The following is a 25494-nucleotide window of genomic DNA, read 5'->3' as shown; positions in this document are numbered from 1 at the left end:
GCCATGCCGCCGGGGGAGCCGCCGCGCCGTCTCGCACCGGGGTATGGGGCCGAAATCACCCGGGGGTATGAGGGCGCGCTGACCTGGAGTTTCTAGTGTCGTAGGCATGAAGCAGAAGAGTCGTGCCTGGCTGGGGCGGCCGGACGCGCGGACATGGTTCGACCTGTGCACAGTCCTGGTCGCTCTGATCTGCTACGCGGTGGCCTGGCCGACGTTGCACCTGACCCACGCGGTGCCCACCGCGGCGCAGCCGTTCATCGCGGCACTGGCCGCTTTCCCGGTGCTGCTCGTCCGGATCAACCCGGCGCTGGGCTGGGCCATCTCGGCGGGCTCGGCGCTGGTGATCGCGCTGGCGATCCCGCATCAGCCGAACAACGAGCTGCCATTCGAGGTCGTGCACGTGCTCAGCTTGCTGCTGCTGCTGTTCGCGGTGGCGCTGCGTGCGCAGGGGCAGATCGTCGCGGCCGCCTGGGCTGCGACGGCATTGCTGTTCTCGACCACCATGCCCGGTGAAGGCGACGCGTTCGCGAACGCTGCCTGGGGCTGGCCGGTCGCCTTGGCCGCGCTGGTGCTGTTCGGACTGCTCATCCGATGGCTGGTGTTGTCGCGGCGGCAGTTGGTTCGCCAGGAGGAGGAGAACGAAGTCGAGCGCGCCCGCCGCGCGATCCTCGAGGAGAAGGCCCGCATCGCCCGAGACCTACATGACGTGGTGGCCCATCACATGTCGCTCGTGGTGGTGCAGGCACAGACCGCGCCCTACCGGGTGGAGGGCGTGACACCGGCCGCGCGCGCCGAGTTCGAGTCGATCGGCGCCACGGCGCGCGAGGCGCTCAACGAGATCCGCGGCATGCTCGGCGTCCTGCGTAGCGACGGGCAACTGCCCGAACACGCGCCGCAACCGAAGGCCGCCGACGTGATCGGACTGTTCGAGGGCGCCCAGCGCGCTGGAGTTCGGATCGCATGGACGGTCGACGGCCCGCTGGACACCGTCTCCGAAATCATCGGCCTCGCCCTCTATCGGATCGCCCAGGAGTCGTTGTCCAACGCCTCCCGCCACGCCCCCGACGCACCGGTCCAGGTGCATATCACGCGCGGTGCGGAACTGCTGCTCACCGTCACCAACGGCCCAGGAGTCACGGTCGCCCGCACGATCGGCAACGGCGGCCACGGCATAGCGGGCATGCAGGCACGGGCCTTGGCCGTCGGGGGTGACATCTCGGCCGGCCCCCGTGCCGACGGCGGCTTCGAAGTGCGCGCTAGCCTTCCGCTCGCCGCACCGGGTAACACCGGCCAGATCACCGCGGTATTCGACGCCGCGACGAACCGGTGAGGGCCGAGGCCCCGACGGCAACGATCGGCCCCACTGCCGTTTCTGAGCGAACGGTCCAAGGCGGCTTCGCTCCCGACGCGACCGCATCGGTCCCACCCCTGTTTCCGAGCGCACCGAGCCGAAAGGGGGCCGCGAACACGCCGCGCCGAAGGCGCGGCCAAAATTACACAGTGGCAATAACCGTATTGATCGCCGACGACCAGGCGATGGTTCGACAGGGGTTCGGAGCGCTGCTCGCGGCTCAGCCGGACATCAGCGTGGTGGGCGACGCGGCGGATGGGAAGGTCGCGGTGACCGAGGCCAAGCGGCTGCGCCCGGACGTGGTGCTGATGGATGTGCGGATGCCGGAGATGAACGGGCTCGACGCGGCCCGCGCCATCCTGTCCGCCGGTTTCGATCCTCCGGTGCGGGTGCTGATGCTCACCACCTTCGACATCGACGACTACGTCTATGAGGCACTCAGCCTCGGTGCCAGCGGGTTCCTGCTGAAGGACGCGCCCGCCGAGGAACTGGTGCGCGCGGTGCGCGTCGTCGCCGACGGTCAGGCCTTGCTCGCGCCGACCGTCACCCGCAGGCTCATCGCCGACGTCACTCGCCGTCGTAGCGCTGCCCGCGCGAAGCCGACGCCCGCGCTCACCTCGCTGACCCCACGTGAGCGGGAGGTGCTCGAGCTGATCGCCAAGGGCATGTCGAACACCGAGATCGCCGAAACTCTCTTCGTGGCCGAGCAGACCGTGAAAACCCATGTGTCCAAGGTGTTCTCGAAGCTGAACCTACGGGACCGCGCGCAGGCGGTGGTGCTGGCCTACGAATCCGGCCTGGTCACTCCGGGTTGAGCTGGAGTCACTGGGGCGTGCAGGTCCCGCCGTGCAGGTTGGTGACATGACGGCCGATCAGCTCCGCCAGCCGGCTCAGGATCGCGGTGGCGTCGTCGAAACTTCCCGAATCGGCCTGCGCGGCGAGGGCGACGGCGATCATCCCGGAGCGGACCGGCACCAGTCCGAACTGGCGGACGGTGTAGATGCCGGTCTGATCGTCCGGCCCCCAGCCACCCTTGTATGCCGTGCCCTCCAGCACGCCGAGCCCCCACGCCTGCTCAGGTGTGATCGACGACATCAGCTCGGTCACCTTGGACGTCTCGGGCAGGCACGGTAGCCGTGACGCGAACCGGACCTGGTTCGCCAGCGACCACTCGGTGCCGCCGAAGGACTGGTAGTCCAGCGTGGTCCGCGGTCCCGCCACGCCGGTGGTGGCGTCGCCTGCCTCGTCCAATACGTCCTGCACCGCCTTGGCGGCCTCCAGACCGTCCCCGAGGGACTCCCACAGCATCTCGGCGGCATAGTTGTCCGACACCGTGATGGCAGCCTGGGCCTCTTCGAGGGTGCCGCCCTGCGGATCGCGTCGCAGTGCTGCGATCGCGAGCGGGACCTTGATGGTCGACCATGCGATGCCGCTGACCCAGTCGCCGAAGACGGTCATCCGGCCGCCGCCGACGGGCATGATCGCCATGCCGACCTGTCCGGCCAGTTGCGGTTGCAGCTGGGTGAAGTCGGCGGCCAGCGAGTCGGGCATGGACACCGACAGGCCCGGCCGCCACGCTCCCGCGGTGTTGACGACCACGGTGGGCGCCTCGGCGGCGGACTTGTCTCCGGGAATCAAGGAGCATGAGGCAAGAGTGATCAAGACCACCACGACGGCCGTGCCCAGCACAGAGCGACATGCGAAACCCGTTCCCGTCGACCTCACCACCGAGTCCTCCCCACCACCAGTGACGCGTGTTCGCTGTTCGTCGGCGGTGCAATAGCTCATCGTGCCCGTCCGGTCGGTGACCGGACAGGAGACATCATTGCCGCACAACGGGGACGGTGTCGCGACGAGGATGTCTCGTACATAGTTTCGCGGATCTTCCCGGAGAATTCGAAACCCCGTGGCCATGGCATCACCCGGTAGGCTCCAGGATTTGTAAGGAGGGGCCGGACGCCCGCGTCCGGTCGCCGCGGTCACCTGAAGGGGGCGTGTTGCTCAACAGCGGTGCGGTGTTCGCTGGGTTCACCATCGAGAAGCTGCTCGGACAGGGTGGCATGGGATCGGTATACCTGGCCCGCCACCCCAGGCTGCCCCGGCAGACGGCACTCAAGCTGCTCAACCGGGAGCTGTTCACCGACACCGAGGTCAGGGCGCGGTTCGAGCGAGAGGCGGATCTGGCCGCGCAGTTGGATCATCCGAATATCGTCGCGGTCTACGACCGCGGCACCGAGGACGAGCAGCTGTGGATCTCCATGCAGTACGTCGACGGCGTCGACGCCGCGACGGTGAACCCGCAGAGCCTGCCGCCGGAGCGGGCTGTGCAGATCATCGACGGTGTCGCGGCGGCACTGGATTACGCGCACGGGATGGGCGTGCTGCACCGGGACGTAAAGCCCGCGAACATCATGCTGGCCCGCGCGATGGGCGGGCAGGGTGAACGCGTCTTCCTCACCGATTTCGGGATCGCCCGGCTGCGTGAGGATTCCACGCATCTGACCCAGACCGGCATGTTCACCGCGACGCTCGCCTATGCCTCGCCGGAACAGATGACCGGCGCGCACCTGGATCACCGTTCCGACCAGTATTCGCTGGCGTGCGCGCTGTACTGGTTACTGGCCGGCGTAGCTCCGTTCGATTCCCCCGCACCGGCCGAGATCATCCGCGGCCATCTCCAGCTGCCGCCGCCTTCGGTCGCGGCAAGACGCGCCGGTCTTTCCCCCGCACTCGACGCGGTGATCTCGAAGGCGATGGCGAAGCGCCCCGATGAGCGGTATGCGTCCTGCGTCGAATTCGCCACGGCCGCACGGCAGGCGCTGACCGCGCCCGGGCTGCCCGTGTCGCCGTATCCATCGCAGCCCGCACCGACCGTGATCGCGCAGCCGTCGCAGGCGAATCCGGCGTATCCCGGGCCGGTGTCGAGCCCGCCGACCTACGTCGCCGCGGCGTCCGGCCCCGCCTACACCGCGCCGCCGCAGTACACACCGAATCCAACGGGCGGGCAACAGTTTCCGGCATCCGAGGGATATGCCGCGCCGGCACCGAATTACCCTGCGGCACAGCCTCTTCCATTGAACGCCCCACCGCCGATCGGCTATCCGCCGCACCAGCCGCCCGGCTACCGACCCGAACGGCGCTCGAACACCGGCCTGATCGTAGTCATCGTGCTGATCGTGGTGGTCCTGCTCGTCGCAGGCGGGATCGCCATCGCCAAGTTCGGGTCGTCGTCGAATCCCTCATCCCCCCTCGACATCGCCACCGAGGCACCGCAGGGATCTGCCGATCCCGGCACGCTCGCCACGGCGTTCCCGAAGTTGCTGCCGCAGGGCGTCGACGTCAGACACAACATCGGCTCCGGCCCGGGGTACCGCGGCAAAATGTGCTTCCTCGACACCGCCGACAACGGCGGCAAGGTGTCCAGCGCCTCCGACGTGCCCGACTTCCCGAAATGGGCGACGGCGTGGAACTGCTGGGGCACGCCGATCAACGAGCCCGACTACGTCGTCATCGCGTTCAAGTCGCCGCAGGACGCGCAGGCAGCCGTGCATGATCTGCCGTCGAATACCGCAGGAACGGAACAGAACAACGGGAAGTCGTACTCGACCTACCGGTGGCAGCGGACATCCGGCGGGCTCCCAGACGGCTACCTCGTCATCGATTTCCACGACGACCCGGCCCGATCGAGCTACCTGCTGTATGCCAAGGTGACGCTTACCGACAGCATGCCCAGCTCCGGATTCGGTTTGACCACCCCGAAATTCAAGGCGTGGTTCACCGGCTTGCCGCTGTAGGCCGTGGCGCTCAGCCGGCCGCGCGCTACCGCGCCATGGCCTTCGAGGGGTGGCGGCGGCGATACTGTGCGTCGAGCACCGCGCGCAGCACCGGCTGCTCGGCGGCCAGCTCGAGATACGCCTCGACCGCATCCTGCCCCTGGGCCAGCGCCTGGTCCAGCTTGGCGTCGAGATGGATGTTCCACCGGTAGCGCAGCGCGAGCAGCAATCCCTCTTCGCCACCGAACAGTCGCTCCAGCTCCGGTATCCCGGCGAACAGGTCGGGACCGGCCGGATCGACCGCCGCTCGGCGGAGCACAGTGTGCATGATGTCGGTGCGAACGTGCTGATCTTCCCAGGTCATGGCCATCGCCTTCCTTCCGTGGACTACAGCTCACGCTACGGACGCGATGGTCGGACGTCGTCGTGCCGGGGACCCGAATACTTCTCCGACCACGGTAGGAGGAGTTGCCCGCTCGCGGAACGATGTACCGGGCCGGACGCGGCGGCTAGCCTTACAGAATGGGTGTGACCGGCGTCTCCGATCCAGGTGTCGGTATGCGGCCGGGGCGCGTGCGGGCCGCACTGCTGCGCACCAGGCAGCGGTGTGCCGAATTCGGACGCGATCCCGTGGCCGCGTTCCGGCGCAACGTCGAGCAGTTGCCGTTCGACTACCCCCCGTCGATCATCATCAGCGTCGATCTCGCGGTGCTCGTCGTCGCGGTCGCGGCCGCCGCGCAGCGGCACGACTACTTCCCGACCGTGCTCCCGATCGTGGCGGTACTGCTGACTTGCGCCTTCGGTCCGTTGTACGCGTTCCTCGGCGTGCTGCCGGGGCCGCTGCTGCTCGGACTACTGGCGATGTCGGCCGAGGCGCTGTTCCTCGCTCAGCCGGTTGCCGGCGACTTCGCGCCGTTCGTGCTGGTAGCGGCCGCGGGGGAGGTCGCGGCGATCGCGCCGAAACGGGTCAGCGTCCCGGTCGCCCTCGCGATGATGCTGCAGCTGGTGGCGTTCGACGTGATCGGGCACATGTCGGACGGGCTGCCGACGTATCTGGTCGGCGTCGCGTTCGGCTGGATGGCCGGGCTGATGCTGCAATATCAGCGCCGCTTCCTCTATCAGGAACGCGGCTACCAGGATGTCCGCGCGGCACAGGCCGCCGACGAGGAGCGCCGCCGGATCGCTCGTGAGGTGCACGATGTGATCGCGCACTCGCTGAGCGTCACCCTGTTGCATCTCACCGCGGCGCGACACGCGCTGCAGACCGACCGCGATGTCGACGAGGCGGTGGATGCGCTGACCGATGCCGAGCGGCTCGGTAGACAGGCCATGGCGGATATCCGTCGCACCGTCGGGCTGCTGGACGCGCGGCCGGGGAAAATGGTGCCGGAGCCGGGCGTGGAGGACATCGAGGATCTGGTCGGTGATTTCGTGCGGGCGGGGCTGGATGTGCGCTACAAGTGCGACGGCGACCTCGGCGTCGTGTCGCCCGCGGTCGGACTCGCGCTGTACCGGATCGGGCAGGAGTCGCTGGCGAACGTCGTCAAACACGGGCACGGCGCGTCCGCGGCGGTGCGGCTCGCGGTAGACGCGACCGAGGTGACGTTGACGGTGGAGAACACGCTGCCGGCCGGGCTGCGTCCGCAGCGCGGCGCGGGCATGGGGGTGACCGGCATGCGGCAGCGCGCCGAACTCCTCGGGGGCCGCATGACGGTCGGTCCGTTCGACGAGGGCTGGGCGGTCCGCGCCGGTATTCCACTGGCGCCCGGCCGGAGCGGATCATCGTGCCCTTTGCTGCCCGGCAGCGTGCACGGCTCGACGACAGCACGGGAGGGTTCGTGACCGCGACATCGCCCGCGACCGGCGTGGATTCCGTCGCTGTGCTCGTAGTGGACGACCAGGAGCTCGTGCGCGGCGGGCTGCGTCGCATCCTGCGCCGCCGCGATGGATTCGTGGTGACCGAATGTGCCGACGGTGACGAGGTGCCCGCCGCCATCGCAGAATCTCGCCCCGATGTGGTGCTGATGGATCTCCGCATGAAACGGGTCGGTGGCATCGACGCGACCCGGGCGCTGCAGACCCACGACGCCGCTCCGCCGGTGTTGGTGCTCACCACCTTCGACGACGACCAGCTGCTGTCCGGTGCGCTGCGGGCGGGCGCGGCGGGATTCATCCTCAAGGACTCACCCGCCGAGGACCTCATCCGCGCGGTGCGGATGGTCGCCGGCGGCGGCTCCTGGCTGGATCCGTCGGTCACCGGTCGGGTGTTGTCGGCCTACCGCACGGTGCGTCCGCCGCTGCGCACCAGGTCCGACGCTCGTCTTGCCGAACTGACCGCCCGCGAGTACGAGGTGCTCGAGCTGATCGGGCGCGGCAAGGTCAATGCGGAAATCGCCCGCGAACTCGGCATCTCGGAAGTTACGGTGAAAAGCCATGTCGGACATATATTCGGCAAGCTCGAGCTGCGGGATCGAGCCGCGGCGATCGTGTTCGCGTTTGACCACGGGGTGGTGACACCCGGAGAATCCACTCTGTGACGGGCAGGCTCCGGTCGCGAATCGCGTGATTCTGGTGTGCTATCCCCGCCTGGGATGTGGAGGATGACGAGTGCAGGAAGCTGGGCCGAGAACCGGGACGCGGTTCGGGTCGTACGAACTGCGGTCGTTGCTGGGCAAAGGCGGTATGAGCGAGGTCTACGAGGCCTATGACACGGTGAAAGACCGGGTGGTCGCGGTCAAACTGCTGTCGGAAGAGCTCGCCAAGGACCCGATGTACCAGGTGCGTTTCCGGCGTGAGTCGCAGGCTGCCGCGCGGCTGGCCGAGCCGCACGTCATCCCGATCCACGACTGGGGCGTGGTCGACGGTGTGCTGTTCATCGACATGCGGCTGGTCCATGGCGTCGACCTCCGCACCATCCTGCGCGGCCAGGGGCCGCTCAGTCCCGCTCGCGCAGTCGGCATCATCGAACAGATCGCCTCCGCGCTGGACGCCGCGCACGCGGGCAACCTGGTGCACCGCGACGTCAAGCCGGCGAACATCCTGGTCACAGACTCGGATTTCGCCTACCTCGCCGATTTCGGCATCGCGCATACCGAGGGCGACAGCGCGGTGACCCTGGTCGGTATGGCCATCGGCTCCTACATCTATATGGCCCCGGAACGCTTCGACGTCGGGCCGGTGACCGGGCGCGCGGACATCTACTCGCTGGCCTGTGTACTGCACGAATGCCTGACCGGAGCAACGCCGTTCCCGGCGGCCAGCATGAATGTGCTGATCAAGTCGCATCTGTCCGATCCCCCGCCGCGACCGAGCGCGCAGGCCAACGGCGTTCCGGCCGCATTGGATGCGGTGATCGATCGCGGCATGGCCAAAGACCCGGCCGACCGCTTTCCGACCGCGACCGCGCTGGCCAGGGCCGCCCGTGCCGCCCTCGGCGCGGCCGCACCGGCCGCACCGACGCTGGTGGTGCGCGCGCCCGCCTCGGCGCAGCGTCCAGGGAATCCGACCGTGCGTGGTGCCGTACCGCCGGAGTCGACGGGGGAACTGTCGCTTTCGGCGGTGATCCGTCCGAGCGGGCCGACGGTGGTTCGGCCAACGGAAACCCAGTTCACGCCGCTCCCGTCGCCGGACGAGCCATTATCGACACCGTTCAGGGCGCCCGCGGCGTACACGCCCGCGGTAGGACTGCCTCCGATGCGGCCCTTCCCGGACGCGCACCTGTACCCGGAGACCCAGGCGTACGCGGAGTCGGCGGGACACACGCCGCTTCAGGCGTACTCGGGGCAGCCAACGCAGGGATATCCGGAGGTAGCGCCACAGGCGTATTCGGAGTCCGGCTCGCGGGCGTATTCCGAGACTGCTTCGCGGGCGTATTCCGAGTCCCCGTCGCAGGCGTATTCGCAGACAGCAACCTACCCGGGGTTCTCCGAGACACCACGGCATCCAGGGGCGGCGAACTATCCGGAGACCACACAGTATGCGGATCAGGCACTCGCACCGGGCTCGCCCGACCCGCAGGGTCCCACCGCGAACGACTATTCGCCACCGACCGAGTACCTGACCTCGGCGACGCATCCGGTGCGGGACGGTCGTGCCACACGCACCGACTATCCGCCGCAGGACGACTATCCGGCGCGTACCGACTACCCGCCCCATCGCGACGATCCGGTGCACGGCTACGACGACTACGAGGAGGAGTACGAGGACCCCTACTACCCGTCGCGCAGGGGCCGCTCCATCGCGCTGCCCGTCATGGTCGCCGTGCTCGCCATCGTCGTGCTCGCCGTCGGCGGCGCGATCGGTTGGCAGATGTTCGGCTCCGGCGGCTCCGCGACGACCTCCGCCGACCGCGCATCCGAGGCGCCCGTGGCGCCGACGGCGAGCACGGGCGGCCGATCGCCAGTCAGCTCGTCCGCCGCTCCATCCACGTCCACCACGGCCAAACCGACGCCGGTCACGCTGCCCGCGGGGGCCAGTCCCTGCGGCCAGGGCCAGCCGGTCCCCGGTGCGTTCACCCTGTCGGCCACGGGCACCGCAGTGACCAGCTGCGCGTTCGCCGAAGAAGTGCGAAGGGCTTACGCCGAACTCGGCCCGGCGCAGAACGCCGCACGCGACGCGTCGCGCGCGGTGGTGGCGACCAGTCCGGTCACCGGCCAGAGTTACACGATGAATTGCCAGGCCAAAGGGCAGATGGTCACATGCAGTGGCGGTGAGAACGCGGTGGTGTACGTCTACTGACACAGAACTCGCAGCCCGGAATTCGGCGACAGTCACCGCCGCAACGGCGAGTTCGTCGTCATCGAAGATCGTCCTGTCGATCTTTCCCCGCTCGTAGGCGATCAGGCCTCCGGTGTCGAGGATCAGGCTTCGGCCCACGGATCCCTCACATCATCAGAAACCGCCGACATCGGCGCCGGCTACTCGGCTTACCGCTGACGTCATGCCCATGGTGTCGGAAGCGGCGCCGACGAGGCCGTCCAGCCGCGCCTGGTGCCCGATGCGCATCGGGCACGGCCGCTTTGCGGTCCAGGGCAGACGGCCGGCACGCCATCGGCTAGGGCTTGGAGCTCCATAACTCTGGGCATCCAGAGGCGAAAAGCCGATGCAGATAGCTGCAAAGTTGCTTTTAACTCGGAGGGAGTGGCGGTGGTTGCCCATGAATGTTGCGGAAGCGGTAAACACCGACAGGACCGGGGATTTGGTATGTTTCGCAGCCGTTAGCAAATGTTGCGTAAAAGTTGCTGACATCTGCTGGCGGGTCGGTAAGAATGGGTTCGTCACACGACGCTGTCCACTCAACCAATTTTGGAGGGAAGCTCAATGGCACAAGACACGATGAGCGATGCGAAGCGCGGCGACGTCCAGGACATCCCCCGGGACATCGATATGCTGCGGCTCGGTGTCGACGAGGCGCGGCAGGAAGCACAGAGCGCTCGTCAGTACGCCCAGCAGGCGCAGAACCTTGCCCGGCAGGCGCAGGGCCAGACCCGTCAGGTTCAGCACCAGGCGCAGATCGCGCAGCACGAGGCCAACCAGGCCAACCAGCAGGCCCAGCAGGCCCGCCAACAAGCCATCCAGGCGCAGAACCAGGCCCAGCAGGCCCAAGGCGAGGCCGACCGGGCGCAGAACCAGGCCCAGCAGGCGCAGGGCGAGGCCAACCAGTCCAACCAGCGGGCTCAGTCGGCGCAGGATCAGGCCGACCAGGCCAGTCAGTTGGCCCAGCAGGCCGAGGATCAGGCCAGCCGTTCCCAGGAGCGTTCCATGCAGTGGGAAATGCAGCTGCATCACCTTCGTCAGCAGGCACGCCAGATTCAGTCACGCTAACCAATCTGCCGTCACTGAATGATGTGTCGACGAAAGGGGCCGTGGCTCAGCCAAGTGCTCCTTTCGTCGACCATGAAAGGCGGTCGCGGTGAGCGAACCGACTCCAACCCCGACCAACGTCGAGGTGATCGTGCCGGAGGCAATGAGTATCGGTGCCTACGCCAACGGATTCACCTGCTGGTACAACCGCACCGACTTCACCCTCGACTTCCTCGTGTACTTGCCGACCGATCAGGGCGTCGACGACGACGGTCGGCCGACGGTGCGCCAACCGGCTCAGGTGGTGTCCAGGGTGAAGTTCCCCCCGGCGATGATCTTCCGCCTGATGCAGATCTTGAACGACAGCATGAGCAACTATGAACACCAGTTCGGCGCGATTGTCCACCTCGGGGAGTAACCGAACAGGAGCAATGCGATGCTCGTATCCAGCCCCATCGCAATCCTCGCAAGCCCGCAGGACCGGGCCGTCGTGACCGACCCTGTCATCCGCTATCGGCCCGACAAGATCGACGGCCGCCGCTATCACCTCACTGCCACTACGCCACAACCCGCGAATAAAGCGGCCACCGATAAGCGCGTGCGATTCATTGGGTCGTAGCGGCGGATCCGCAGCACGGCCCATCGTCGGTGCGGACGCATGATGGGGGACGGTGGTGCGCTGTCCTGCTCTGGATATGCCCTGCTCTGGATATGCGCTGTCGGATTCGACGCGATCGCAGATCATGCTCGCAACGCGCCGAGCTACCCGTCGGAATATCCCCGAACATAGTGGAACTCGAGGAATCTTGCGTAACCTCGCATGTCTCCGTAGTTGGGGCTCGTCGTCACCATTCTGCTTCTTCGTTTCGGCGCTGACTGTCAGCGTCGACGCGGTGCACTCCACCAGCTCGGACTCGGCGAAGCCGCGGCTCGGCGGCGGCTCACGGCACGATAGAGTGCGGAGCCGCAAACGAGGAGTACGCCAATGGGTACAGGGTCCGGAGTCGGTTCACCGATCAGCGTGGTGGGTGGTCGGGAAACGGTTCGATCCGCAGTCGTGGTCGGCGCGCTCGGTGTGGTGTTCGGCGACATCGGCACCAGCCCGATTTACACCATTCAAACGGTTTTCAACCCGGCTGATCCGCACCCGGTGCCGATCAGCACGGACAACGTCTACGGCGTGGTGTCGCTGATCTTCTGGTCGGTGATGATCATCGTCACGCTGACTTACGTCTCCCTGGTGATGCGCGCCGACAACGACGGCGAGGGCGGGATCATGGCGCTGATCACGCTGCTGCGGCGGCTCGGTGGGGGAGGAGGTCGTCGTGCCGCGGCGGTCCTGGCAGGTCTCGGCATCTTCGGTGCCGCGCTGTTCTTCGGCGACAGCATGATCACCCCCGCTATTTCGGTGCTGTCCGCGGTGGAGGGCCTGAAGGTCGTGCAGCCGGGGTTCGACGGTGTGATCGTGCCGATCACAGCGGTGATCATCGTCGGGCTGTTCTCGGTTCAGCGCCACGGCACGGCGGCGGTCGGTCGGCTGTTCGGGCCGGTGATGATCGCCTGGTTCGTGACGATCGGCGCCTTGGGCGTGAGCGGTATTGCCAAGCATCCGGAAATCTTGAAGGCACTGTCGCCAACCTATGCGCTGAGCTTCATGTTCGGGCACTTCGGCATTGCGTTTTTCGCGCTGGCCGCGGTGGTGCTCGCGGTGACGGGTGCGGAGGCGCTGTACGCCGACATGGGCCACTTCGGTCGGCGGGCGATCACTCGCGGCTGGCTGGGGCTGGTGCTGCCTGCGTGCGTACTGAGTTACCTCGGCCAGGGGGCCCTGCTTCTCGGTGACCAGGGCGCCGTGAGCAGCCCATTCTTCCTACTCGCCCCTGGATGGGCACGGTTGCCGCTGGTGCTTCTGGCAACCGCTGCGACGGTGATCGCCTCCCAAGCGGTGATCACCGGCGCCTATTCGGTGGCCTCGCAGGCCGCCCAGCTCGGTTACCTGCCGAGATTGCGGGTTGCGCACACTTCGGAGTCGACGATCGGACAGATCTACGTTCCGTGGATCAACTGGGTGCTGATGGTGTCGGTCCTCACGCTGGTGTTCGCCTTCCAAAGTTCGGCGGCGTTGGCCTACGCGTTCGGTATGGCGGTGACCGCGACGATCTCCATCACGACGCTGTTGTTCTTCTATGTTGCCCGTGCCAAGTGGGGCACTCCGCTGTGGCTCGTCGTACTCGGCGCCGTCCCCCTACTGGTGGTCGACGTGCTGTTCCTGGCGGCGAATATGACGAAGCTGGTGCACGGAGCGTGGTTGCCGCTGCTGATCGGGCTCACGGCGTTCACCGTGATGACCACCTGGGCGCGTGGTCGCGAAGTCGTTACCAGTGCGCGGGTCCAGGCGGAGGGGCCGCTGCGTGCGTTTGTCGATCAATTACAGGATTATCGGCCGTCGCTGCTGCGGGTCCCGGGCACCGCGGTGTTCCTCAACCGCGGTAAACAGACCGCGCCGCTGGCGATGCGGGCAAACGTCGAGCACAACCACATGCTGCATGAACACGTAGTGATCATGTCGATCGACACGCTGCCTGTGCCTCGCGTACCGGATGCGGAACGTACGGAGATCGATGCGCTCGGTTACGCCGAAGACGGAATCGTCCACGTGACAGCATATTTCGGATATATGGAAACACCGAACATCCCCGACGCGCTGCGCCTGCTCGACCCCGCGCACACCGAAGGCCGGATAGCGATCGATGACGCCTCGTACTTCCTGTCGAAGATCGAGTTGAAGAAGGGTACGGCACGGACGATGGCACCCTGGCGCAAGCGCCTGTTCATCGCCACGTCCCACATCACCGCCGACGCTGCCGAGTATTTCGGTTTGCCGGGCGAGCGGACCGTAATCATGGGTTCACGAGTCGACGTGTAGTAATCGGCCGCGACCGGATAACTCGTGAGGTCACCGCCGCTGCTGTCGACCCGGTACCCGCTGGTCTGTTCTGGGAAGCCCCCGATTGGGTTGCGACGTAGCATCGTGCGATGCCATCTCTTCCGCCGCTGCCTTCGTTTCGTCATTCCGGGCGGGCGGGGAGGTCGTTGCCGCATATCCGTGTTCCGACTGCCCGGGCGATTGTCGATTGCGCCGTGTACGTCGACGGGTGTCGGTTGCCGGGTCGTTTCACCCATGCGGCCGCGTTGGCACAGGTGCGTGAGCGGGGTGCGGGTTTCGTGTGGGTCGGGTTGCATGATCCCGACGAGGAGCAGATGGCCGATATCGCGCAGACTTTCCGGCTCCACGCACTGGCCGTCGAGGACGCGGTCAAGGCGAATCAGCGGCCGAAACTCGAGCGCTACGACGACACGCTGGTGCTGGTGATGCGCACGGTCGCGTACGTGGAGCACGAATTACACAGTGTCAGCGAGATCGTCGAGACCGGCGAAATACTGATCTTCACCGCGCCCGATTTCGTAGTCGCGGTACGACACGGTGAACATTCCGGGCTGGCCAACGTGCGTAAGCAGTTGGAGGCCGACTCGGATCGGCTGCGCCTCGGGCCCGGCGCGGTGTTGCATGCGATCGCCGATTACGTGGTGGATTCGTATATCGAGGTCACTCAGTCGGTGGAGCTCGATGTCGATGCGATGGAGGAGGAAATCTTCACCCCGCGCAGCAAGGTAGCCATCGAGTCGATCTACCAGCTCAAGCGTGAGGTCGTCGAGTTACGGCGTTCGGTGAATCCGCTCGCGGTGCAACTCGAGACACTCGGCCGCGGCATCGAGTTGCCGTTGCCGAAGGAGGTCCGGCGGTATATGCGAGATGTCGCCGACCATCACACGACCGTGGCTGATCGGATCAACGATTTCGACGAGTCTCTCAGTGCGCTGATCGGAGCCGCGTTGGCCAAGACCGCGGTGCAGCAGAATACCGACATGCGCAAAATCACGGCGTATATCTCGATCGCTGCCGTGCCGACGATGGTCGCGGGGATCTACGGCATGAATTTCGAGCACATGCCGGAATTGCGGCAGGTGTGGGGTTATCCGCTCGTTCTCGTCGTGATCGTGGTGATCTGCACGGGCTTGTATATAAATCTGCGCCGCAACAACTGGCTGTAGGGAAAATTTGACGAAACCTTGCCGTGCACGGCCTCGTTCCTTGACGGAATCCATACAACCGAACTCATAGGCTAGCGAATTGTGCGGCCTACTCCCTGGCAGAAAAGAGAAGCTCCCCATGAGCAGGTCGACTCGGCCGGTGGGGCGCGGCGACGTCGATGGGCTGACGCACGGCCGCGGATCGTGCTCGGCGGAAACCGTCTGCAGACCACACTCGGCGGAAGGTGGGGTTACCTTTGCGCTGCGGTCGGCTGCGTCATCACATTCGTCCTGCTGTTCCAGCCATGGCTGACCACAGACACAGGCGGGACCGACGGTGCGATTGACGCGAACGCGTTCGGTCGGCTCCACGTGACTACCTCCTTGGTAGAGCTCTGGGCGCAATCATCACCGCCTGCCGCGACGGTCAGCGGGGTGTGGGGCATCCTCACCAGCGTCGCGATCGTCGTTGCTGTCTGCAGCGTTGCTGTCTGCAGCGTGGTCCGCACCGAGGCGCTCACGCGCCTGGCGACCATCGCCACGGTCTTCGTTGCCGTTTTCACGATCGCCACCGTGGTCCACCTCCACAGCAGAGGCGACGAACTGACCCGGTTGGTCTCCTTCGGTACGGCCCGAGATCCGGGCACTCAGGTCGGATTGCTGCTCCGCTGGGCCCAGGGCCACGGCACCTATCCGGTACCCGGATTACGCACTGTTTCCTGGGCCACCGCCAGTCTCACGTGGTATGCGTTCCTCGCCGGCGCGATTTCGCTGGCTTCGGCCGTGGCCGCTATCACCGAGTGGATTCATGGACGCGAGAACCGCCCCACACCGCCAGAGATCTGAACTCGGCGATCGGCATGCGAGCCCTTCCGGGTAACGGTTCGCCAGGCGGCCGACCTGCCGACACGCGGCAGTCGTTACGGACGGTCGCGCGGGGCAGGTGTCCGGACACGCTGCCACGTCGCCGATCGCAGCAGACGCAGACCGTTGAGGCCGACGATGACGGTGGAGCCTTCGTGTCCGGCGACGCCGAGGGGAAGGGGAAGGTGTCCGACGAGGTCCCAGATAACGAGGACGGTGATGAACGTGGCCGCGATGATCAGGTTGGCGACCACGACGCGGCGGGCTCGCCGCGAGAGCGCGATCACGGTCGGGATCGTCGTGAGATCGTCGCGGACGACTACGGCGTCGGCGGTCTGCAAGGTGAGATCGGAACCGGCGCCGCCCATCGCGATGCCGGTGTGCGCGGCGGCGAGGGCGGGCGCGTCGTTGATGCCGTCGCCGACTACGGACACCCGCTCACCGTCTGCCTCGAGGTCGCGCACGGCGGCGACCTTGTCGTCGGGCAGCAAGCCCGCCCGCACATCGGTGATCCCGACCTGTCCGGCGAGCTGGGTCGCGGTGACGAGGTTGTCTCCGGTGAGCATCACCGGTGCGGCACCGGTCAATTCGGCGACGGCGGCGATGGTGGCGGCGGCTTCGCGACGGACCTGATCGGTGATGCCGAGCACGGCGATCGGAGTGTGTTCGCAGAGCACGACAACCGCGGTTCGTCCGCGCGTCTGCAATGCCTCGACGGCGGCTGCCGCTGTGGTGGCGGCTGCTGCCGCCGTGGTGCCCGGCCGCAACAACTCCGCGGGGGAACCGACGTGGATGAAGTGGCCCTCGATCAGGGCGGAGACGCCTCGACCGGGCTGGGCGGTGAATTCATCCGTGGCGGGCAACCCGAGCCCGCGGTGGCGAGCGGCACGCACGATGGCGGCGGCCAACGGGTGCTCGCTGGGGTGTTCGGCCGCCGCGGCCAGGCGCAGGATCTGCTCTTCGGTGAAACGCGTGCCCGGTAGAACCCGGATGTCGGCGAGTTCGGGGATGCCGCGGGTGAGGGTGCCGGTCTTGTCGAACGCGACGCGGGTGGTCGTGCCGAGTTGTTCCATGACCACCGCGGATTTCACGAGCACGCCGTGGCGTCCGGCGTTGGCGATCGCGGCCAGTAGCGGCGGCATCGTCGCCAGCACCACCGCGCACGGGGAGGCGACGATCATGAAGGTCATGGCTCGCAGCAGTGAATCCTGCAATGCCGCGCCGAACGACAGCGGGATGAGGAACACCGCGAGGGTGGCCACGACCATGGCGATCGAGTAGCGCTGTTCGACCTTCTCGATGAACAACTGTGTCTTGGCTTTGGTCTCGCTCGCCTGCTCGACCAGACCGGCGATGCGGGCGACGACAGAGTCTTCGGAGCGGCGGTCGACTCGCACCCGCAGTGCGCCGGTGCCATTGAGGGTGCCGGCGAACACCTCATCGCCCACGGTCTTGTCCACCGGAAGGGGCTCTCCGGTGATGGTGGCTTGGTCGACTTCGCTTGCCCCGCCCACGACCGCACCGTCGGCGGCGATCCGGTCGCCGGGCCGGATCAGGATCACCTCTCCGATCTTCAGCTCCTCGGCCTTGACGGTCTGCTCATCGCCGTCGGGGGCGAGCCGGGTCGCGGTGTCCGGAGTCAGGTCCAGCAGGCCGCGCACCGAGTCCTCGGTGCGAGCGGTGGCCAGTGCTTCGAGCGCGCCGGAGGTAGCGAAGATGACGATCAGCAGCCCACCGTCCATCACCTGCCCGATTGCCGCCGCACCGATTGCCGCGACGACCATCAGGAGATCGACATCGAGGGTCTTGTCTCGCAGCGCTTGCAGTCCCGCCAGCCCTGGTTCCCAGCCGCCGCTGACGTAGCAGGCCAGATAGAGCCCCCACCACGACCACGAAGGAGCACCGGATAGCTGTGCCATCAGTCCAAGCAGAAACAGCACCAATGCTGCTGCCGCCCAGCGTATCTCGGGCAGCGCGAACAATCGTGTCCGCCGCACCGGTAGTGCTGCCCGCCCGGTTGTGGGGCGGGTGGGCGTGGCGGTGGACGAGGCCATGAGGCACCTCCGGAGACAGGAAACAAATCACCCGAGAATAACAGAACATATGAACATGTCTTCACGTAAAGGGTGCGGCTATACTGCGCGACATGGGACACGGTGTGGAAGGCCGCGATCGGCCGGTCACCCGGCTGGACGCCACCGCCGCCGCGCACGTCGCGACCACACTGCAGGCCCTGGCCACCCCGAGTCGGCTGCTCATTCTCACCGAACTGCGCCACGGCCCCCGACCGGTCACCGAGCTCGCCGAAGCGGTGGGTATGGAGCAGTCGGCGGTCTCGCATCAACTCCGGCTGCTGCGCAACCTCGGCCTGGTCACCGGTACCCGCGCGGGACGTAGCATCGTCTACAGCCTCTACGACAACCACGTCGCCCAACTTCTGGACGAAGCGGTCTACCACAGCGAGCACCTGCGTCTCGGGCTCGCCGATCGCCCCGACGCGGCGAGCTGAACTCGGCGGCCCGTACTGGTCGCGGCGCCGCTTCTTTTCGACCACAGCCTCGGCCGATTGCGAGCTTTGCTCACGCCGCCCGTAGGTGATCACGCGGCAGGCGCGGACACCCGAATGATCCAGCGAAATTCGCCTTGCAAGGCCGAGCTCGCCGCGGTGGCAGGTAGCACCGTTCTCCTATGGCGCCGCAGTACCTTCCGCGGTGGGCAGGAGCACCGCTGACGGACGTGCGGGGTCGTGGTACACAGTGTGTTCGGCGACCAGCAGGGTGGTGGCGGTAGCGCGAGGTTCACCGGTGCCCGGGTTGCGGGCGTAGCGGGGGAAGGCGCCGCTGGAGACCTGCACACGGATGCGGTAGCCGCGCTTGAACCGATGCGCGGTCGGCCACAGTCGCACTGTGGCGCAACCGATTTCGTCGGCGCTCGACAAACTGGTCAGTCCATCGCAGATGTTGTGCGAGCGGCCGCGGGGGTCGACGTCGCAGAGTCGGACGAACACGTCGGCGTGGCGCAGGCTGGAGCGGAACCAGATCTCGGCACGCACCTCGCCGACCACCTCGACGTCGTGGTCGAGAACGTCGGTGGTGTAGGTGAGGACGTCGGCGCGCGCCTCCAACTTCCGGTTGTCGACGCTGCCCCCGCCGAACGCTCCGCGCACGCCCCCGAGCGCTGGGGTGGGATCGGCGGGGTCGTACCGGTAGTGGTCCGGCTGCGAGGCTGTCGGCGGACGAGTGTGCAGCTGCCCTCCGGGTTGCATTCGAAACCGTTGCGGTGCATAGCCTTTCGGCGGCCAGGTCTCGAAGTCCCGCCAAGTTTTCTCGCCTGTCACGTACAGCCGTACCGGCGCGCGCCGCGCCGGCTGCTCACCTCGGGCGAGCCCGAACTCCAGCGCTTCCAGCACCCCGGTGTTCGGCATCTGCATGTGTGTTCACGGTCCGATCGTGAGCCGCGCGGGCCGGCCTGCCTGCTGCAAGGCTTGGAAGTCACGAAGCTGGCCGGGCAGGAAGATGTCGGACCAGCCGCCGATCGAGCTGACCGGTACGGTCACGTCGGCCACCCGATGCCGATGGTCGGCGTCGGCCCAGTACGGGTCGTCTTCGTCGTGGGTGAGCACATCCTGGATATAGCCAGAGGGGAGGCCGATGGCTACGACGTCGGCACGGCTCAGTGGCAGCGTGGTCATCGCTCGCCGTGTCCTGCGCATCTGCAGTGGCTGACGCAGTGCCGCCCACCGGCGTTCCTGGACCGCGGTCAGCACACCCCATTGGAACGGCGCTTCCAGTGAGAACCCGTCGCCGCGCAACTGCTCCAGACTGAGCGCCGACTCGGTGACCTGCGGGATCATCGCTTTGACCTGAGGAGGCACCTGGTCGGCCACTGCCCACTGGACGGGTCTGGCCATGGCCACGCCATAGATGCCGCGGCGGCCGTACGGTGTGCGGATCAGCGCGGTCGGCAATCCCTCGCTCCCGGTCCGCGGTGCCTATCGGTCGGCCAGCAGCTCCACCCCGTCGGACATCGGTATCCGCATATCCCGCTGCACGGCCACATCCCGCGTCACCGGCGGGGGCAGTTTCAACCGACGTTGCAGGAGATGGCTGATCAGGTTCACCGTGGCTCCTCGAGGTCGTGCGATGTGGCGGCCCCAGCTATGAGGACGGACATGATCCGCATGAGCCGGTCGGCGAATTGCTCGGGATCCAGCGGATCTTCGGCCTCGACCAGCCAGGTGTTGATGAACGCCGCGGCGCCACCGGTCAGGTAGGTGGCGAGATCGTCGACGGCGCGCTCATCCAGCCGCGATCCGTACAACTGGCGCACGATCTGGCGGTTGACCGGGACCAGCAGGCCGCTGAGCCCCTTGTTCAGCGCGAATGCACAGGAACCGGTCAACAGCGCCCGGTAGAACACCCGATGCTCGGCGAAGTGCCGTGCCGCGGCCAGCGCCCGATCGCGGCCGACTCCCGACGTCCGGTCCGCCAGCAGCTCGTGCCGAGCCAGGTCCAGTGCGGCCTCGAGCAGGAGCGTGTCCCGATCCCCGAACTGCTGGTACACCACCGGACGGCTGACGTCCGCGGCCTCGGCGATATCGGTGATCGAGATGGCTGCCGTGCCGCGTTCGGTCACCAGAGCGACCGCCGCCCGCGTGAGCGCCGCTCGGGACCGGCGCACCCGGCGGTCCTGAACAGGCTCGTTCACGTTCCGATCGAACTCCACACCCGCATTATTTACAGGCGTCAGTTACAAGTGTAAGGAAATGCTGTGCCGCGGCGGCCGCTCGGCCCGACCTCCGGGCCGGATACCGCGAGCACTCAGGTCACGATGCGCAGCGGGTGTTCCAGCAGGTCCTTCAGCTGCTGGAGGAACGTCGCGGCGGTAGCTCCGTCGATGGCGCGGTGATCGGCGGAAAGGGTGACGCGGAGAATCTTGCGAGTGACGACCTCGCCGTCGATGAGGCGCAGCTGGTCGGTGGCGGCACCGATGGCGAGGATGGCGGCTTCGGGTGGGTTGATGACGGCGGCGAATTGCTCGATGCCGAACATGCCGAGATTGGAGATGGTGAAGGTGCCGCCGGTCATTTCGTCCGCGCGCAGTTTTCGGGCGCGGGCACGCTCGGCCTTCTCACGGCTCTCGGCGGCGATCGCGGAAATGCTCTTTCGGTCGGCGTCGCGGATGACCGGCACGACGAGACCGGCCGGGATCGCGACGGCGACGCCGAGGTGAATACCGCGGTGCCGCAACAACTTGTCACCGTCGAAGGAGACGTTCACCGCCGGGTCGGCGCGCAGGGTGACGGCGACGGCCTTGACGATCAGGTCGTTGATGCTCACCTTTCCGGTGCCTGCCGACTGCAGTGTCTGGTTGACGTCGGTACGGAAGGCCAGCAGGTCCGTGACGTCGATCGCGCTCGTCAGGTAGATGTGCGGGGCCTGCTGCTTGCTCTCGGTCAGGCGTTTGGCCGCTACCTGCTGGACGGTGGTCAGCGGCACCTCCTCGTAGTCGCCGGAGGCAGCGACCACCGGGGCGGCTGAGGGTGCGGTGACCGGGGGTACGCTCGCGGGCTGCGCGGATTCCACGTCGTGGCGGGTGATCCGCCCACCGGGGCCGGTGCCGGTCACGCTGTCGAGGTCGATGCCCAGCTCGCGTGCGACCTTGCGGGCCAGGGGAGAGGACTTCCGACGGTCGTCCGGTGCCGCGCCCGCGGTGACCGACGAGGGGGTCCGAGTCGAGAGCGGGACCGACGTGGAGTCGGTGGAGGTGGCCGGGGCGGCAACGGCTGGGGCGGGTTTCGCCGGTGTGCCACTGCCGTCGCCGAGCATCGCGATCGGGCTGCCGATCGGCACTCGCGTTCCGGGTTCGGCGAGGATCTGGTCGAGCACTCCGTCGTCGTAGGCTTCCAACTCCATCAGCGCCTTGTCGGTCTCGATCTCGGCGAGAATCTCGCCCCGAGTGACCTTGTCGCCGACCTGTTTGAGCCAGGCGACGACGACGCCGTCTTCCATCGTGTCGGAGAGCCGGGGCATGGTGATCTCTGGCATGACATTGTCCTCGGGTTCTCAGCGGCGCCGGCCCACGGCCGCCAGCGTTTCCAACGCGGCGGTGTGCAGGGAGTCGGCGGATGGAAGGGCGATCTGTTCGAGTGTTTTGGCGTAAGGTAGCGGCACTTCCGCCGCGGCGACCCGACGTACCGGCGCGTCCAGGTAGTCGAACGCTCCGTCGGAAATGGTGGCGGCGACCTCGGCGCCGATCCCGTAGGTCAGCCAATCGTCTTCCGCCACCACCGCGCAGCCGGTCTTACGCACCGAGGTCACGAAGGTGTCCCGATCCAAGGGCCGCAGGCTGCGCAGATCGATGACCTCGGCCGAGATGCCGGATTCGGCGTGCAGTTTCTCGGCGACCTGGGTGGCGATGGTCGCCATCCGTGAGTAGCCGATGAGGGTGATATCGGTGCCTTCCCGGGTAACGGCGGCCTTGCCGATCTCGGCAGGCGGAAGAACGTCGGGCACTTCGCCTTTGGTGTTGTAGAGGGCGAGGTTTTCCAGGAACAGCACGGGGTCGTCGTCCTCGATCGCGGCGCGCAGCAGGGCTCGTGCGTCGGCGGGGGTGCTCGGCGCGACCACCTTGAGCCCCGGCACGAAGGCGTAGTAGAGCTCGATGTTCTGCGAGTGGGTCGCGCCGAGTTGCTGGCCGCCCCCGCCCGGGGTGCGGATGACCAGCGGCACGCTGGTCTGGCCGCCGAACATGCCGTAGATCTTGGCAGCGTGGTTGACGATCTGATCCAGCGCGAGCAGCGAGAAGTTGATCGTCATGAGTTCCACGACCGGGCGCAGCCCGAGCATCGCGGCGCCGACGGCGGCGCCGACGAAACCCTCCTCGGCGATCGGGGTGTCGCGCACGCGCTTCTCGCCGAATTCGGCGAGCAGGCCCGCGGTGATCTTGTAGGAGCCTTCGAAGACGCCGATCTCTTCCCCGATCAGGAAGACATCCTCGTCGCGCCGCATTTCCTCGCGCAAGGTTTCGCGAAGTGCTTCGCGATAGGTGATGACGGGCACGGTTGTCCTTAGCAGTCTGGAACTACGGCGGTCAGAAGAGCGGATCGGCGGGCAGCCTGCGGGATTCGCCCGCGACCGGGGTGGCGTAGGTGTAGTCGAACAGGCTCGACGGGTCTGGATGCGGGCTGGCGTCCGCGAAGGCCACCGCAGCGTCGACCTGCTCCTCGACGGAACGTTCGATCTCCGCGGCGTCGGTTTCGTCCAGGACGCCGGACTCGATCAGGTTCGCGCGCCACCGTGCGACCGGATCGGATTCCCGTGCGGTGGCGACATCTTCGCCGCTGCGGTACTTCGCAGGGTCGACGACGGAATGGCCCTTGAGTCGATAGCTGATAGTTTCCAACAGCGCGGGTTTGCCCTCGCGTCGCGCTGTTTCCACCAGTTCGCGGGCGATATCGCGTACGGCGAGCACCTCGGTGCCGTCGACCTGTTCGCCGCGCATCCGGTATCCGGCGGCACGTTTGTACAGGTCGGGTTCGGCGGAGGAATTCTCCACCGTGGTACCCATCCCGAGCTGGTTGTTGATCACCACGAACACGACCGGCAGGTTCCACAGCGCCGCGAGGTTGAGCGACTCGTGGAAGGCGCCGATATTCGTTGTGCCGTCGCCCATCTGACACACCACCACGTCGTCGCCGCCGCGGTAGTCGATGGCCAGGGCAGCGCCGACGGCGAGCGGGAGCTGGCCGCCCACGATGCCGTAACCGCCCAGCAGGCGGGAGGCGGTGTCGAACATGTGCATCGAACCGCCCCAGCCCTTCGAGGTACCGGTGGAGCGCCCGTACAGTTCGGCCATGACACGGCCGGGCTCGATGCCTTTGGCGATGGCGTAGCCGTGTTCGCGGTAGTTGGTGAACAGGTAGTCGGTGGGCCGCATCGCCGCGGCGAGCCCGACCACGGTGGCCTCCTCGCCGAGGTTGAGGTGGCAGTAGCCGCCGATCTTGGCCTGGGTGTAGCCCTGGGCGGCGCGCTCCTCGAACCGCCGGATGAACATCATGTCGCGGAAGTAGCCGCGCAGGATGGTGGGGTCTTCCGCGGTAAGAGTGATGGAAGTGTGCTCGATTGTTTCGGTCACGATGCTCCTCCTCAGCGCTTCCGTGGGGCGACATGCACAGGCAGGCCGAGCGCGGAAAGCGCTGCCTCCATGCCGATCTCGCCGAGGGTGGGGTGGGCGTGGATGGTTTCGGCGAGTTCGTCGAGGGTGGCCTCGAGTGTGATCGCCAAGGCTCCTTCGGTGATCAGGTCGCTGGCCGATGGGCCGATGATGTGTACGCCGAGCACATCGCCGTGGCGCTGTCCGGCAACGATTTTGACGAACCCTTCGGTGTCACCGAAAGTCTTGGCCCGGCCCAGCGCCGCGAACGGGAACCGGGCGGTGATCACCTGGTGCCCGGCCGAGCGGGCAGCGGCTTCGGTCAGACCGACGCTCGCGATCTCCGGATGGGTGAAGGTGGCTGCGGGAATCGCGGTGTAGTCGATCCGGTTGTCTTGTCCGGCAATGACATCGGCGGCCGTCAGGCCCTGATGTGAAGCGACGTGCGCGAGCAGCGCTCGCCCGGTGACATCGCCGATCGCGTAGACGTGGTCGACGTCGGTGCGCAACTTCTCGTCGACCGGGATGAATCCGCGCTCGTCCGTGGCCACTCCGGCGAGATTCAGTCCGAGGTCGGCGGTGTTGGGGCGACGGCCGACACCGACGAGCACCACATCGGCATCGAGCGCGCGGGCGTGCGGGCCCTCGACGGTGACCCGCAGCGCCTCGTCGTGGGCGATCGAGGCGACGGTCGATCCGGTCAGCACGGTGATGCCGCGTGTGGCGAAGGACCGGCCGAGCGCCGCGCCGATGTCGCTGTCCTCGGCCGGTACCAGGCGATCCTGCATTTCGACGATGGTGACCTCGCTGCCGAAAGTGCTGAACAGGCTCGCCCATTCGGCGCCTACCGCGCTGCCTCCGACGATCACCAGCCGGTCCGGGACCGTGGTCAGCCCGAACGCGCCGTCGGAGGTGATCACGCCGGGCAGGTCGGCTCCCGGGACGGGCAGGTGGGCAGGTACGGATCCGGTGGCGATGATGACATCACGCGCGGTAACTTGCCGGACGGGTGTTGTGGGTGCGGCGGCATAGCGCGGGCCGTCCGGCCCGACCGGAGACGGACCCACTTCGTGCACGTCGACGGTCGTGGGGCCGGTGAATCGGGCATGCCCCTCGATCACGGTGACGCCATTGGCCGCGAGCAGACCGGCGACGCCATCGGTGAGTTCCTTGACGATGCCGTCCTTGCGCTGGCGCACGGCGGAGAAATCGAACCGGATATTGTCGGCGTATACGCCGTAATCGGCTGCGGTGCTCACGGTGTGAAAGACTTCCGCGGAGCGCAGCATCGCCTTCGTCGGGATACAGCCCCAGTTCAGGCAGACTCCGCCCGGCCGCTCCTTCTCCACCAGGCCCACCGACAGGCCACGCTGAGCAGCGCGGATGGCCGCGACGTAGCCGCCAGGGCCGCCTCCGACGACCAACAGATCGAATTCCGGCACTCGTGGTGCTCCTCAG

General features: G+C 67.0%; 23 protein-coding genes and 1 pseudogene. 13 read left to right on the top strand and 11 right to left on the bottom strand.

Going from position 1 to position 25494, the window contains the following annotated elements; all coding sequences use genetic code 11:
* Positions 1 to 106: 106 nt before the first annotated feature.
* Together OH799_RS15545 and OH799_RS15540 are read left to right on the top strand one after the other, a co-directional pair.
* A complete protein-coding gene (locus tag OH799_RS15545) occupies positions 107 to 1330 on the top strand; it encodes a sensor histidine kinase (RefSeq protein ID WP_406280843.1) in 1224 nt (407 codons plus the stop codon).
* Positions 1331 to 1500: 170 nt separating this feature from the next.
* Positions 1501 to 2166: a response regulator gene (locus OH799_RS15540; protein ID WP_406280841.1), complete on the top strand. Its 666-nt coding sequence runs from the start codon at positions 1501 to 1503 to the stop codon at positions 2164 to 2166.
* A 7-nt stretch (positions 2167 to 2173) separates the two neighbouring features.
* Here OH799_RS15540 and OH799_RS15535 read toward each other — a convergent pair whose 3' ends face one another.
* Positions 2174 to 3040 carry a hypothetical protein gene (locus OH799_RS15535; RefSeq protein ID WP_406280839.1) on the bottom strand — a complete coding sequence of 289 codons (867 nt, stop codon included), beginning with the start codon at positions 3038 to 3040 and terminating at the stop codon, positions 2174 to 2176.
* Positions 3041 to 3345: 305 nt separating this feature from the next.
* Here OH799_RS15535 and OH799_RS15530 point away from each other — a divergent pair, with 305 nt between their 5' ends.
* A complete protein-coding gene (locus tag OH799_RS15530) occupies positions 3346 to 5145 on the top strand; it encodes a serine/threonine protein kinase (RefSeq protein ID WP_406280837.1) in 1800 nt (599 codons plus the stop codon).
* Between the two features lie 25 nt (positions 5146 to 5170).
* Here OH799_RS15530 and OH799_RS15525 read toward each other — a convergent pair whose 3' ends face one another.
* Complete coding sequence (locus OH799_RS15525; protein WP_406280835.1) at positions 5171 to 5488, bottom strand: hypothetical protein; 318 nt, start codon at positions 5486 to 5488, stop codon at positions 5171 to 5173.
* A 158-nt stretch (positions 5489 to 5646) separates the two neighbouring features.
* Between OH799_RS15525 and OH799_RS15520 the strand changes: the two genes are divergently transcribed.
* The 9 genes and pseudogenes from OH799_RS15520 to OH799_RS15480 all read left to right on the top strand — a co-directional run bounded on the left by OH799_RS15520 (position 5647) and on the right by OH799_RS15480 (position 15864).
* Positions 5647 to 6966 carry a sensor histidine kinase gene (locus OH799_RS15520; protein ID WP_406280833.1) on the top strand — a complete coding sequence of 440 codons (1320 nt, stop codon included), beginning with the start codon at positions 5647 to 5649 and terminating at the stop codon, positions 6964 to 6966.
* A gap of 38 nt (positions 6967 to 7004) precedes the next feature.
* Entirely contained in the window at positions 7005 to 7661 is a 657-nt protein-coding gene (locus tag OH799_RS15515) for a response regulator (protein ID WP_406282146.1), read from the top strand.
* A gap of 70 nt (positions 7662 to 7731) precedes the next feature.
* Positions 7732 to 8628, top strand: a pseudogene (locus tag OH799_RS15510) (serine/threonine-protein kinase); the annotation flags it as partial.
* Positions 8629 to 10443: 1815 nt separating this feature from the next.
* Positions 10444 to 10947, top strand: a complete 504-nt coding sequence (locus OH799_RS15505) for a hypothetical protein (RefSeq protein WP_406280831.1) — start codon at positions 10444 to 10446, stop codon at positions 10945 to 10947.
* 88 nt (positions 10948 to 11035) lie between these two features.
* Entirely contained in the window at positions 11036 to 11344 is a 309-nt protein-coding gene (locus tag OH799_RS15500) for a DUF3467 domain-containing protein (RefSeq protein ID WP_357264008.1), read from the top strand.
* An 18-nt stretch (positions 11345 to 11362) separates the two neighbouring features.
* Positions 11363 to 11545, top strand: a complete 183-nt coding sequence (locus tag OH799_RS15495) for a hypothetical protein (RefSeq protein ID WP_406280828.1) — start codon at positions 11363 to 11365, stop codon at positions 11543 to 11545.
* 366 nt (positions 11546 to 11911) lie between these two features.
* On the top strand, positions 11912 to 13852 hold the full coding sequence (locus tag OH799_RS15490) for a potassium transporter Kup (RefSeq protein WP_406280826.1): 1941 nt from the start codon (positions 11912 to 11914) through the stop codon (positions 13850 to 13852).
* Between the two features lie 110 nt (positions 13853 to 13962).
* Positions 13963 to 15039, top strand: coding sequence for a magnesium and cobalt transport protein CorA (locus OH799_RS15485; RefSeq protein WP_406280824.1), 1077 nt, complete (start codon positions 13963 to 13965; stop codon positions 15037 to 15039).
* A gap of 351 nt (positions 15040 to 15390) precedes the next feature.
* Entirely contained in the window at positions 15391 to 15864 is a 474-nt protein-coding gene (locus OH799_RS15480; RefSeq protein ID WP_406280822.1) for a hypothetical protein, read from the top strand.
* Between the two features lie 74 nt (positions 15865 to 15938).
* Here OH799_RS15480 and OH799_RS15475 read toward each other — a convergent pair whose 3' ends face one another.
* Positions 15939 to 17936 (bottom strand): heavy metal translocating P-type ATPase, encoded by a 1998-nt coding sequence (locus OH799_RS15475; protein ID WP_406280820.1) that lies wholly within the window; start codon positions 17934 to 17936, stop codon positions 15939 to 15941.
* A 92-nt stretch (positions 17937 to 18028) separates the two neighbouring features.
* On the opposite strand from OH799_RS15475, the gene OH799_RS15470 reads away from it, so the two are divergent.
* Entirely contained in the window at positions 18029 to 18391 is a 363-nt protein-coding gene (locus OH799_RS15470; protein ID WP_406280818.1) for an ArsR/SmtB family transcription factor, read from the top strand.
* A 177-nt stretch (positions 18392 to 18568) separates the two neighbouring features.
* Here OH799_RS15470 and OH799_RS15465 read toward each other — a convergent pair whose 3' ends face one another.
* From OH799_RS15465 to lpdA, 8 genes are all read right to left on the bottom strand, one after another.
* Complete coding sequence (locus OH799_RS15465; RefSeq protein ID WP_406280816.1) at positions 18569 to 19312, bottom strand: CocE/NonD family hydrolase; 744 nt, start codon at positions 19310 to 19312, stop codon at positions 18569 to 18571.
* 6 nt (positions 19313 to 19318) lie between these two features.
* A complete protein-coding gene (locus OH799_RS15460) occupies positions 19319 to 19849 on the bottom strand; it encodes a CocE/NonD family hydrolase (protein ID WP_406280814.1) in 531 nt (176 codons plus the stop codon).
* A 24-nt stretch (positions 19850 to 19873) separates the two neighbouring features.
* Positions 19874 to 20002 carry a hypothetical protein gene (locus OH799_RS15455; protein ID WP_406280812.1) on the bottom strand — a complete coding sequence of 43 codons (129 nt, stop codon included), beginning with the start codon at positions 20000 to 20002 and terminating at the stop codon, positions 19874 to 19876.
* Positions 19999 to 20589 (bottom strand): TetR/AcrR family transcriptional regulator, encoded by a 591-nt coding sequence (locus tag OH799_RS15450; RefSeq protein ID WP_406280810.1) that lies wholly within the window; start codon positions 20587 to 20589, stop codon positions 19999 to 20001. Before OH799_RS15450 ends, OH799_RS15455 begins: the two co-directional genes overlap by 4 nt.
* Before the next feature lie 113 nt (positions 20590 to 20702).
* Complete coding sequence (locus OH799_RS15445) at positions 20703 to 21929, bottom strand: dihydrolipoamide acetyltransferase family protein (protein WP_406280808.1); 1227 nt, start codon at positions 21927 to 21929, stop codon at positions 20703 to 20705.
* 18 nt (positions 21930 to 21947) lie between these two features.
* Complete coding sequence (locus tag OH799_RS15440) at positions 21948 to 22934, bottom strand: alpha-ketoacid dehydrogenase subunit beta (RefSeq protein WP_406282143.1); 987 nt, start codon at positions 22932 to 22934, stop codon at positions 21948 to 21950.
* Positions 22935 to 22974: 40 nt separating this feature from the next.
* Entirely contained in the window at positions 22975 to 24018 is a 1044-nt protein-coding gene (gene pdhA, locus OH799_RS15435) for a pyruvate dehydrogenase (acetyl-transferring) E1 component subunit alpha (RefSeq protein ID WP_406280806.1), read from the bottom strand.
* Between the two features lie 11 nt (positions 24019 to 24029).
* Positions 24030 to 25478 carry a dihydrolipoyl dehydrogenase gene (gene lpdA, locus OH799_RS15430; protein ID WP_406280804.1) on the bottom strand — a complete coding sequence of 483 codons (1449 nt, stop codon included), beginning with the start codon at positions 25476 to 25478 and terminating at the stop codon, positions 24030 to 24032.
* Between the last annotated feature and the right edge of the window lie 16 nt (positions 25479 to 25494).

This window comes from Nocardia sp. NBC_00881, from assembly GCF_045207455.1.
Classification (GTDB): Bacteria; Actinomycetota; Actinomycetes; order Mycobacteriales; family Mycobacteriaceae; genus Nocardia.
Note: the sequence above shows the minus strand (reverse complement) of the source record. Positions and strands in the feature narration are given on the sequence as shown.

What these genes read in the sequence shown, in the direction of transcription:
- OH799_RS15545 (WP_406280843.1), top strand. Translation starts at nt 107, where the DNA reads ATGAAGCAGAAGAGTCGTGCCTGGCTGGGGCGGCCGGACGCGCGGACA.
- OH799_RS15525 (WP_406280835.1), bottom strand. Translation starts at nt 5,488, where the DNA reads ATGACCTGGGAAGATCAGCACGTTCGCACCGACATCATGCACACTGTG.
- OH799_RS15520 (WP_406280833.1), top strand. Translation starts at nt 5,647, where the DNA reads ATGGGTGTGACCGGCGTCTCCGATCCAGGTGTCGGTATGCGGCCGGGG.
- OH799_RS15505 (WP_406280831.1), top strand. Translation starts at nt 10,444, where the DNA reads ATGGCACAAGACACGATGAGCGATGCGAAGCGCGGCGACGTCCAGGAC.
- OH799_RS15495 (WP_406280828.1), top strand. Translation starts at nt 11,363, where the DNA reads ATGCTCGTATCCAGCCCCATCGCAATCCTCGCAAGCCCGCAGGACCGG.
- OH799_RS15490 (WP_406280826.1), top strand. Translation starts at nt 11,912, where the DNA reads ATGGGTACAGGGTCCGGAGTCGGTTCACCGATCAGCGTGGTGGGTGGT.
- OH799_RS15485 (WP_406280824.1), top strand. Translation starts at nt 13,963, where the DNA reads ATGCCATCTCTTCCGCCGCTGCCTTCGTTTCGTCATTCCGGGCGGGCG.
- OH799_RS15475 (WP_406280820.1), bottom strand. Translation starts at nt 17,936, where the DNA reads ATGGCCTCGTCCACCGCCACGCCCACCCGCCCCACAACCGGGCGGGCA.
- OH799_RS15470 (WP_406280818.1), top strand. Translation starts at nt 18,029, where the DNA reads ATGGGACACGGTGTGGAAGGCCGCGATCGGCCGGTCACCCGGCTGGAC.
- OH799_RS15465 (WP_406280816.1), bottom strand. Translation starts at nt 19,312, where the DNA reads ATGCAGATGCCGAACACCGGGGTGCTGGAAGCGCTGGAGTTCGGGCTC.
- OH799_RS15445 (WP_406280808.1), bottom strand. Translation starts at nt 21,929, where the DNA reads ATGCCAGAGATCACCATGCCCCGGCTCTCCGACACGATGGAAGACGGC.